This is a genomic window from Streptomyces sp. SID14478, from assembly GCF_010548525.1.
Classification (GTDB): Bacteria; Actinomycetota; Actinomycetes; order Streptomycetales; family Streptomycetaceae; genus Streptomyces.
This window is the reverse complement of sequence record NZ_JAAGMG010001369.1, coordinates 1-720: the sequence shown is the minus strand read 5'-3', so window position 1 is coordinate 720 and position 720 is coordinate 1. Positions and strand designations below refer to the sequence as shown.

Annotated in this window: 1 protein-coding gene; it reads right to left on the bottom strand. The window is 75.0% G+C overall.

Annotated features, from left to right (window positions below; genetic code table 11):
• The coding region (locus tag G3I40_RS43520) for an FUSC family protein (protein ID WP_164560314.1) at positions 1-720 on the bottom strand (720 nt) is incomplete at both ends.

Genomic DNA, 720 nt, shown 5'->3' with positions numbered 1-720 from the left:
CGGCGCGCAGCTCCACGAGGGCTCCGGCGAGCGAGCGCCGGACCGTCTCCAGGGCGGTCGCGCCGGGCGAGGCGCAGGCGACCTCCCGGTCGACGGCCGCGCGGGCGGCCTCGACCCGGACCAGGGCGACCTCGATGTGGTCACCGGCGCGCCGGTTCGTCACGGCGACGGCGGCGACCACACCGAGCAGGGCCCCCACCACGGTGTCCACGACCCGGTCGGCGATCAGCTCCCCGGGCTCCTGGATCCGGGCGAACTCCGTGACGAGCAGCGCCATCGGCGTCACGCACAGGCTGCCCAGCCAGTAGTTGCGGGTGATGAACGCCTCGGCGCCGAAGCTGAAGACCAGGCAGCACAGCACGAGCGCGGCGGGGCCGAGGTGCGCGAACGGCACGACGGCGGCGAAGACGAGCACTCCGGCGAGGTTGCCGACGACGCGCTGTACGCCGCGGCTCCAGGTCAGTGTCACGTTGGCCTGGTAGAGCGAGGCGGCGGTGACCAGGGCCCAGTAGGGCCGCCCGATGCCGAGGGCCAGCGAGGCGTATCCGGCGAGGGCGCAGCCGAGGAAGGTGCGCAGGGCGACGGGCAGCAGGGGCGAGCCGGGCCCGATCCGCCGCCACAACGACGGCTTTCCGTCGGCGAGTTCGACTTCGACGCCGAGCAGTTCGTCGTCGAGGGCGGCGATCCGGGCGGGTCGCGGCACCGCGCCGGCGCCGCGCA